The organism is Superficieibacter electus (genome assembly GCF_002915575.1).
GTDB classification, from domain to species: Bacteria; Pseudomonadota; Gammaproteobacteria; order Enterobacterales; family Enterobacteriaceae; genus Superficieibacter; species Superficieibacter electus.
In genome coordinates this window covers 1-4,615 of sequence record NZ_PQGD01000055.1, presented here as the reverse complement: position 1 = coordinate 4,615, position 4,615 = coordinate 1, and the positions used below count along the sequence as shown (strand labels likewise).

Sequence of the window (4,615 nt, the reverse complement as noted above, 5' to 3'; positions counted from 1 at the left end):
GGTAAGCAGAGTTTTTGAAATGTAAGGCCTTTGAATAAGACAAAAGGCTGCCTCATCGCTAACTTTGCAACAGTGCCCGAGCCCCTGCAGGCAGGAGAGCGCGGTCAGATAGTGGCTGTGCAAGTGGACGATCGCCTTGCAGGCCGGGTTGTGCAAATAGACCGCCCGGTGAAAAGTGACCTCTTTCGACGGTTTGTCGCCGGAGATCCATTCCCCTTGCAGCGTCACCACCGACAACCGCTGAGCCTGCAGTTCGCCGAGGCAGGCGCCGGTCGGCGTCGCCAGCAGGTTGCCGTCCGGCAGCAGCAGCGACAGATTGCCAGCGGAGCCGGTGGCATAGCCGCGGCTAAACAACGAGGCGCCAATCTGCACCATTTCCTCTCGCAGTTGTTGCTCAGTCATGACGAAACTCCTGCTGGGCACGGGCAAAGAACTGGATATCGCCGAAGTTACCTGACTTCAGCGCCAGGGAGAGCGGCTGGCGGGTGTCACGCACCCAGGGCACGCCAGGGGAGATGGTCGGCCCAATATGGAACGCCTCAACCCCCAGGGTCTGCGCCACAATGCTCGACGTTTCCCCTCCGGCCACAATAAAGCGGGTAAATCCGTTCGCCTTCAGGGCGGCGGCAAGAGCGGCAAACAGCTGTTCCACCCGTTCGCTGCTGGCCTTGTCGCCATACTGCGCCTGGATCCGCTGCAGCGTTTGCGGCTCGGTGGTGGCATAGATCATCGGCGCCAGCGGCGCATCGCGCTGCGCGTCCACCCAGTCAGTCAGCGTCCTGACGTAGCTCTCCAGATCGGTAAAGCAGGCGCTTAAGTCGACGGCGCGGGCGGGGGCCTGTTGACGATAGGCCGCCACCTGGCTGTTGGTCATCACCGAGCAGGAGCCCGAGAGCACCACCGCCGGACCGGCCAGCGGCATGCCGGCCTGAGCGCTTTCCCCCCTGGCGCCATGGCGCTGCGCCCAGTCGCGGGCGAGGCCGATGGCGAGGCCGGAACCGCCGGAGACCAGCTTCATCTCCCGCAGCGCCACGCCCTGGGTGAGCAGATCCTGTTCGCTGAGGGCGTCGAGCACCACATAGCGCACCGCCGGATCGTTGACTGCCGCCAGCGCGGCGGCGACCGGGCGACAATCGGCCAGGCAATCAGCGCGGCTTTTCCGCGCCCTTGGCGCTCAATTAAGCGGCCCAGGTGCGCATCCTCCATCGGCGTCACCGGATGGTGGCGCATCCCGGACTCATTCAGCAGTTGCTCGCCGACGAACAGATATCCCTGATAGACCGTGCGGCCGTTAACCGGCAGCGCCGGGGAAATCACCGTCCGCGTCTCACCCAGCTCGGCCAGCAGGGCATCCAGCACCGGGCCAATGTTGCCCTGCGCGGTGCTGTCGAAAGTGGAACAGTACTTGAAATAAAACTGCTGACAGCCCTGGGCCTGCAGCCAGCGCAGGGCCGCCAGCGACTGGCTGACGGCCATTTCCGCCGGGCAGGAGCGGGTTTTCAGGCTGATGACCACCGCCTCGCTGGTCAGCGGAATATCGCGGGTCGGCACGCCATTCAGTTGCACCGTCGGCATGCCGTTGCGCACGAGGAAGCTGGCAATATCCGTGGCGCCGGTGAAGTCATCGGCAATGACACCAAGCTGCATGTTGTCTCTCCTCACTGTTTATGGCCCGGCAGGGTGATGCCGTTGAAAATCTTGATCACCGCGCTGTCATCTTCCCGACCGAATCCGGCATTACTGGCGGAGGTGAACATATTCAGCGCGGTGGTAGCGAGCGGCAGCGGGAAGGTCAGCGCCCGGGCAGTGTCATTCACCAGCCCGAGATCTTTGACAAAAATATCGACAGCGGATTTTGGCGAGTAATCGCCATCCAGGACGTGCTGCATGCGATTCTCAAACATCCAGGAATTACCCGCCGCGTGGGTGACCACGTCATACATCGTCTCCAGTGGGATCCCGGCGCGGGCGGCAAGCGCCATCGCTTCGGCGGCAACGGCGATGTGCACCCCGGCCAGCAGCTGATGGATAATTTTTACCGTCGAGCCAAGACCAATGTCGCTCCCGATGCGGTAGACTTTGCCGGCCACGGCGTCCAGCACCGGCGCGAGTCGGGCAAAGGCGGCATCGCTCCCGGAGGCCATCACCGTCATGTCGCCGGCGGCCGCTTTCACGGCGCCGCCCGATACCGGCGCGTCGAGCATCAATAGCTGGTACTCCGCCAGCGCCTCGGCAATGGCCTGAGCATCGGCGGAGGCGATGGTGGACGACACCATCACGACGGTGCCCGGCTTCAGATGGGCGGCGAGGCCGCTCTCGCCGAACAGGATCCCCCGCACCTGGGCGGCATTGACCACCAGCAGCACAACTGCATCCAGTTCCGCGGCGAACGGCACCGCGCGGGGGCCCGCGCCTTTGGCGCCCGCCGCCAGCAGTGCGCGACAGTTGTCGGGATTGATGTCAACGCCCCAGGTGTTCAGGCCCGCCTGCAGGCAGGCGCGGGCGGCGCCCATGCCCATTGAACCCAGTCCAATCACGCAGACGTTAGTGTGTGCAGCCATGCTGGTCTCCTTGTGAACATTAGTTAATTAATGTGATTTAATGATAGAATAAAGCGTTATCATGTGAATTTATGTGAGAGTTATCACGAATAACCCACATGAATATAAAAAATTCACAGGCGGAAAGAGGCTGCACAGCGGCGATTCTTGCCCTAAAATAGCGTAAAAAACAGCGGCAAAGCGCGATAACAACACCGGGTGTCGCCAGGGCCGTAGCCTGGGTGGTGACGCCTGGTGTGAAAAAATGGTAAGGGGAGAGCGGTGATTCCAATAGAACGACATCAGCGTATTTTAGCCCTGGTGGAGCAGCGTGGGGCGGTAAGCATTAACGAGCTGACGGAGATCCTCGGCGTGTCCCATATGACCATCCGTCGGGACGTCAGTAAACTGGAGGAGCAGGGGCTGCTGGTCAGCGTCTCGGGCGGCGTACGCGCCGTCAGCCGGCTGGCCGCGGAACCCAGTCATCTGGTGAAAAGCACGCTGCAGAGTGAGGAGAAACAGGCGATCGGCGCGCTGGCGGCGAGTCATATCGCTAAAAACAGTTGCATCTATCTGGATGCCGGGACTACCACCCTGGCGCTGGCGCGGGCGATCCTCGACCGGAACGATCTCCAGGTGGTCACCAATGATTTTGAGATAACCCAGCTGCTGATCGATGCCAGCCAGTGCGGCGTGATCCACACCGGCGGCACTCTGTGCCGGGAGAACCGCTCCTGCGTGGGCGAATCGGCGGCGCGTACGTTACGCCACCTGGCTATCGATACGGCCTTTATCTCCGCCAGCGGCTGGGACAGTCGCGGGATATTCACCCCTGATGAGAACAAGGTTACCGTCAAGGAGACCGTCAGCCAGGTCAGCGCGAGAAGCATCCTGCTGTGCGACAGTTCGAAATACAATCAGGTGGCCACGTTTATGGCGTTACCTTTGACCCGGTTCACCACCATCATTACCGACCGGCATCTTTCCGATGCCGCCGCCAGTCATATCGCCCGGCACGCCTGCGAGGTGCTGCGGGCCGGATAACGCGCGCGGCCACCGCCGGCTTAGCGTTGCCAGTGCTCGATCAGCGCCGCGCCGATCCCGGCGAGTTGCTGATTTCGCTCGGCCATGCTCGCCGGCGTATCCCGCAGATAAATCACCACAATGCGCTCTGCTTTGTTATTCGGGCCAAGCAGGGCGACAATCCCGCGCGCACCCCGCTTGCTAGCTCCGGTCTTATCGGCGATAAACCAGCCCGCCGGCAGCACGGAGCGGATCAACGGTCCGGCGACCCGATCGTCCACCATCCACTGCAGCAGCTGCCGTTGCGAACGGGCGCTCAGACGCTGGCTGGTCAGCAGCTTGCGCAGGGTCGCGGCCATGCTGGCCGGGGTAGTGGTGTCGCGGGCGTCGCCGGGAAGCGCCTCATTCAGTTCCGTTTCCCAGCGGTCAAGGCGGGTGACGTTGTCGCCGATCTGGCGCAAAAAGGCAGTCAATCCTGCGGGGCCGCCGACGGTGGCCAGCAGCAGATTGGCGGCGCTGTTATCGCTCATGGTAATGGCGGCGGCGCAGAGTTCGCCGACCGTCATGCCGTCGGCAAGGTGTTTTTCGCTGACCGGCGAGTAGTCCACCAGATCCTGCTGGCGATAGTGGATCTTTCGCTCCAGCTGTTCGTCACCGGCATCCACCCGCGCCAGCACTGCGCCGCAGAGCACTACTTTAAAGGTGCTCATCATGGGAAAGCGTTCATCGGCGCGCCAGGCGGTCAGCGTGCGGCCGCTGGCCAGATCCATTTCTATCATGCCTACGCGGCCCGACAGCTGGCTTTCGCTTTGTTTAATTTGCTCAAGCGGCTGCGGGCTGGCGTGTACCGCCAGCGGCAGGGTGGCTAACAGGGAGATAATACACAGGCGAATATAACGCATAACCACAATACATCCTTGAGTGAAGGCCGATAAAGGCGAGTAAAGAAGCGACAAATAAGAATAACCCGGCGTTGGCACTGTTGCAAATAGTCGGTGGTGATAAACTTATCATCCCCTTTTGCTGATGGAGCTGCACATGAACCCATTCAA

The 4,615-nt window shown here is 61.8% G+C and carries 4 protein-coding genes and 1 pseudogene; 1 reads left to right on the top strand and 4 read right to left on the bottom strand.

The genetic code is table 11. The features are described from left to right. From CHU32_RS27485 to ltnD, 3 genes and pseudogenes are all read right to left on the bottom strand, one after another. Positions 1–402: class II aldolase/adducin family protein (locus tag CHU32_RS27485; protein ID WP_226865550.1), on the bottom strand; the 402-nt coding region annotated here is incomplete at its 3' end. Beyond that, a pseudogene (gene otnK, locus CHU32_RS27480) lies at positions 395–1,647 on the bottom strand (3-oxo-tetronate kinase). The pseudogene otnK and the gene CHU32_RS27485, both read right to left, overlap by 8 nt. A gap of 11 nt (positions 1,648–1,658) precedes the next feature. Then, entirely contained in the window at positions 1,659–2,561 is a 903-nt protein-coding gene (gene ltnD / locus CHU32_RS27475; protein WP_103750954.1) for an L-threonate dehydrogenase, read from the bottom strand. Positions 2,562–2,822: 261 nt separating this feature from the next. On the opposite strand from ltnD, the gene CHU32_RS27465 reads away from it, so the two are divergent. After that, complete coding sequence (locus CHU32_RS27465) at positions 2,823–3,584, top strand: DeoR/GlpR family DNA-binding transcription regulator (protein ID WP_002210513.1); 762 nt, start codon at positions 2,823–2,825, stop codon at positions 3,582–3,584. 20 nt (positions 3,585–3,604) lie between these two features. Here CHU32_RS27465 and blaSHV read toward each other — a convergent pair whose 3' ends face one another. Beyond that, positions 3,605–4,465 carry an SHV family class A beta-lactamase gene (blaSHV, locus tag CHU32_RS27460; RefSeq protein ID WP_103750953.1) on the bottom strand — a complete coding sequence of 287 codons (861 nt, stop codon included), beginning with the start codon at positions 4,463–4,465 and terminating at the stop codon, positions 3,605–3,607. Positions 4,466–4,615 lie beyond the last annotated feature (150 nt).